The organism is bacterium (assembly GCA_027622355.1).
Lineage (GTDB): Bacteria > UBA8248 > UBA8248 > UBA8248 > UBA8248 > JAQBZT01.
This window is the reverse complement of the sequence record JAQBZT010000241.1, coordinates 1-4,512: the sequence shown is the minus strand read 5'-3', so window position 1 is coordinate 4,512 and position 4,512 is coordinate 1. Positions and strand designations below refer to the sequence as shown.

Below are 4,512 nucleotides of genomic sequence, written 5' to 3'. Positions count from 1 at the left end.
CCATGCGCCGCCGTTTTTGAGGAAATGAAGTGGAATTTCTCGCCCAGAAGCCAGTCACAGCCGCCATCGTTCTCGCCATCCTCTGGGCGCTGGAGAGCTGGCTGCCGTTTTTCGCCGAGTTCAACGAACGGGGAAAGCGCCTTCCCCATGCCGGGCGGAATTTCGCTTTGGGGGCCTTCAACGCGCTGGTGCTGGGCGGCCTCTTTGCGGGCGCGATGGTGTGGGCGACGGCCTGGGCGGCGGAGCGGGGCTTCGGGCTTCTGCATCAGCTCCCGCTTCCGCTCTGGGGAGCGGCCATTCTCTCGATCGTCCTTTTCGATGGGTGGATGTACCTTTGGCACCGGCTCAACCACATCGTTCCCTATCTGTGGCGGTTTCACCGTGTTCATCACTCTGATCCGCGGATGGATGTGACCTCCGGGGTGCGTTTTCATCCGGGGGAGATCATCCTCTCGTTTCTGGCGCGCATCGCGGTGGTCCCGCTTCTGGGGGTCGAACTCTGGCAGCTGGCGCTGTATGAAACACTTCTTCTTCCGGTCATTTTGTTCCATCACAGCAACGTGGCGGTCCCCGACCGGGTCGATCGGCTCCTCCGGTGGGTCATCGTCTCCCCGAACATGCACCGGGTGCACCACTCGGATTTTCAGCCCGAGACCGATTCGCACTATGCGAGTATCCTTTCGGTCTGGGACCGCATCTTCCGCAGCTACCGCTGGCGGGAGGACTACCATTCCATCCGCTTCGGCCTCTACGCCTACCGGGGCGCGCGCTGGCACACCTTGAAGGGGATGCTTTTGATTCCCTTCCGAAGGCCGAAATGAGGGGTGCCCGTGGAGGGGATTTATCCCGGATGCGCTTGATGTTTCAGGAAAAACTGTAGTATAGCCATTAACTCACTTCCTGGGGCCGGCGGCGTGAGGCCTCCTCAGAGCAGCGGCGCCCTTGCCCGCAAATCGTTATTAGGCTAGACCGCTTATACTTAAGCGCATCAGTAGGGAATAGCGAAAATTATGCGAAAAATCAGAGTGGCGATTGCCGGAGTTGGGAACTGCGCCAGCTCCCTCGTTCAGGGTCTGGAGTACTACCGCGTTAAAGAGGATGAGGATGTGGCCGGCCTGATGCACCCGCTGGTCGGCGAGTGGAGCATCCGCGACATCGAGATTGTCGCAGCCTTCGATGTGGACACCCGCAAGGTGGGCCGGCCGCTTGAGGAGGCCATCTTCGCCAAGCCCAATTGCACGACGGTTTTTCAGAAAGCGCTTCCGGTCTCGAACGTCACCGTCCAGATGGGGCCCGTTCTCGACGGCGTGGCGCCCCACATGAGCGATTACGACGACGATGAAGCGTTCCGCCCTGCCGATGAGGAGCCCGTGAATGTCGCCTTCGCCCTTCGCGAAGCCCGGGCCGAGGTGCTCGTCTGTTATCTGCCGGTGGGTTCGGAAAAAGCGGTCCGGCATTACGCCCAGGCCTGCATCGACGCCGGCGTTGCGATGGTGAACTGCGTTCCCGTCTTTATCGCCAGCGACCCCGAGTGGGCGGAGAAGTTCAGAAAAGCCGGCCTCCCCATCGTGGGCGACGACATCAAGAGCCAGGTGGGGGCGACCATCGTCCACCGCACGCTGACGCGCCTGTTCGGCGACCGGGGTGTGAACCTCGAGCGCACCTACCAGCTCAACACCGGCGGGAACACGGATTTTCTGAACATGCTTGCCCAAGAGCGCCTCAAGTCCAAGAAGATATCCAAGACCGAGTCGGTGCAGTCCCAGCTCGATGTGCCCCTCGAGGGCCGCAACATCCACATCGGCCCTTCGGACTATGTGCCCTGGCAGAACGACAACAAGGTCTGCTTCATCCGGATGGAGGCGCGGGGGTTCGGCGATGTTCCCATGGAGCTTGAGCTTCGCCTCTCGGTGCAGGACTCGCCCAACAGCGCGGGGGTGGTCATTGATGCGCTCCGCTGCGCCAAGCTGGGTCTGGATCGGGGGCTGGCCGGCCCGCTCGAGGCGGTCTCGGCCTACTACATGAAATCCCCGCCGCGGCAGATGAGGGATTCCGTGGCCCGCGATCTGTGCGAGGCCTTCATCCGCGGCGGCGAAACCAACGGACATGCCTACAAGGGATTCGATCGGGCCGGAGTATCCAAGCGGTTTTGATCGGCTCGGCTTTCCGCCTTCCTCTTTTTTTACGCAGTGGCAGGCCGCACTTCCGATTCTATTCATATTTACTCAAATCAAATGAAGCGGCACCTTGCTCCGGGCGGCTTGCTTCGGGCCTGCGTGAACGTCCGAAATGGTATTTTTCCGGTGACATGCCGTCCTGTCCAAAAACCCAAACGGGCCCAAATCCCCTGTGTGAGAGCATTTTGAGTTTTTATCGGAACATGGGTAGAGTTTTTGCGGAGCACAACGGGCTGCCGTGAGAAACCCTTGGTGAGGTCCGGAAATGACGTCACCAAAATCACTCGCTTTCTGGCCAGAGGAAAAACGACCTACACTGCGCTGGATGTGGTTCGCTACCTGCTGCATGGGGAATCGGGATCCCATGATCGAATCGTCAGCACCAGGAGAGCGTATGAAGACGATTGGGGAGGAAATCGCGAACGCTGTCAGCCATGGTATCGGCTTGCTTGCGGCAGTGGCCGCCGCCCCAGTTCTTATTCTTGCCGCAGTCCAGCGTGGCGAGACATCAGGAATTCTTGGCGCGAGTGTCTTCGCGGCGACGATGGTGTTGCTGTACCTCGCGTCCACTCTCTCCCACGCGTTGCCAAGGAATCGAGCCAGGCGGTTATTCAAGGATCTCGACCAGATGGCGATCTACCTTCTGATCGCCGGCACATACACGCCATTCACGATCGGCGTGCTCCGCGGCACTTGGGGCTGGACACTGTTCGGGCTCGTGTGGGGTCTGGCCGTTGCTGGTATCGTACTCGAGGCTGTCGGCAGGATGCGGTCCCTGAAAATCTCAATATGCCTGTATCTCGCCATGAGTTGGCTCGCCCTCATAGCGGTAAAGCATTTGTGGCTCCGTGTGCCGCCGTGGGGTCTATTCTGGATATCTGCGGGCGGCATCGCGTACATGACGGGCTTAGGGTTTTTCGCCGCCAAGCGGATCCCATACAACCACCTCATCTGGCACCTATTCGTTATCGCAGGCACTACGTGTCACTTCATCGCGGTGCTCTGGTACGCAGCCTAGGGCGGTTGAGTTCAAACTCGTTTGAACCTTAATTCTTCTCCTGTCATACCTGCCTTGTGAGCGGACTTCCTTGAAATCCGATACCCCCCAAGGGGTAGGGGAGAGGGAAGAAAGCCCGTGGATGGCGAACTCCTGATGAAGCGGCCATGGATGTTTGAGGCCGCCTGGCGCACGAAGGGGGAGATGCGTTCCCCGCGATATACGACGCGATGGGAAGAACTGGTGAGAGTGCGGGCGGGGTGAGTGTTTCAGGCCATTTGTCTGCGATCAAAGTGGGAGCGAGATGAGTTTTTGGACAGGACGCGCGCCACATATTTTTGGACTATTTTCGTTTTCTCTCCGGAAAAACCGCCAAAACAGATGATGACTGCTCAAATCTGATCGATCGGGCGCCATAATGGATTGTTCTAAATTGTGCTAATATATTGAATCATCTCAACAGCAAAGTGTGCGGCGCCGGAAGATAGGGAATAGGGCGTTTTTTCGAGCACTCTTTATTTCGAGCACTCTCTATAAAGGGGACTTCTCCATGTCCCGGGAAAGATTTGATTCCAATACGCCGGTGCTGTTGGCCGAGAGCGATCCCGCTGTTCAGGAGATTTTCAAACCCATTTTCGAGGATTATCAGTTCGCCAACGTCACGGTCGAAGAAGAGGCCTACGGGGTGCTCCGCGCTGACGATTCCAACAGTTATGGGCTGATTGTGCTGGGAAGCTCGCTCGAGGGCATGAGCGTCTCCAAGGTCGTCGCCGCCCTCCGGTCTGGCGGCAGGAATACCGGCACCCCCATTCTCTTGATGTATAACCTCAAGGACGAGGCGATTGTCGACAAGGTGATGGAAGCGGGTGCGACAGTCTCCCTCCAATGGCCCGTCAAGAAGGATGTCTTTCGCAAAACCCTTGAGGACCTGCTGGATAAGCGCATTGTCTCGAAGGGCGATGAGAAGGAGCTTGTCCACAACTACCGGAGTGTATTTTCGGGAGCGGCCGATCGGGTCAAGAACTTGCGCTGGGAGGGGAAGATCGAGGAGGCGGAGGCGGCGTTTCCGGAAGTCTTGCCGGAGTTTTTCCTGTGCGTGGCGGAATTGTATTACGCCAGGGAAGACCATGATTCTGCAAATCGTATCATTGATGAGGGAAAGAAAATTTTTCCCGGTCTGGAGGATGAGTTTTGGCGCCGGATTGGAAAGGAGTCCGCTGAAAATTCCGAAAAAGTGTCCGATGGCGAAGAGGGGTTGCCCGATGCTTCAGAGAAAATCGATCCAGGGATTCCCGTGCTCGTTGCCGCGGGCGACGCCACTTATCTGGAAACGTGCAA

Annotated in this window: 4 protein-coding genes; all 4 read left to right on the top strand. The window is 58.1% G+C overall.

Going from position 1 to position 4,512, the window contains the following annotated elements:
* Positions 1 to 29 precede the first annotated feature (29 nt).
* Entirely contained in the window at positions 30 to 821 is a 792-nt protein-coding gene (locus O2807_12400) for a sterol desaturase family protein (GenBank protein MDA1001300.1), read from the top strand.
* A gap of 189 nt (positions 822 to 1,010) precedes the next feature.
* On the top strand, positions 1,011 to 2,153 hold the full coding sequence (locus tag O2807_12395; protein MDA1001299.1) for an inositol-3-phosphate synthase: 1,143 nt from the start codon (positions 1,011 to 1,013) through the stop codon (positions 2,151 to 2,153).
* 418 nt (positions 2,154 to 2,571) lie between these two features.
* Positions 2,572 to 3,195 carry a hemolysin III family protein gene (locus O2807_12390; protein ID MDA1001298.1) on the top strand — a complete coding sequence of 208 codons (624 nt, stop codon included), beginning with the start codon at positions 2,572 to 2,574 and terminating at the stop codon, positions 3,193 to 3,195.
* A 529-nt stretch (positions 3,196 to 3,724) separates the two neighbouring features.
* Positions 3,725 to 4,512 (top strand): hypothetical protein (locus O2807_12385; protein ID MDA1001297.1); only part of this gene is annotated, 788 nt, incomplete at its 3' end.

Excerpts from the sequence above, each read along its gene's own strand:
- O2807_12390 (MDA1001298.1), top strand. The coding sequence starts at position 2,572 with ATGAAGACGATTGGGGAGGAAATCGCGAACGCTGTCAGCCATGGTATC.
- O2807_12395 (MDA1001299.1), top strand. The coding sequence starts at position 1,011 with ATGCGAAAAATCAGAGTGGCGATTGCCGGAGTTGGGAACTGCGCCAGC.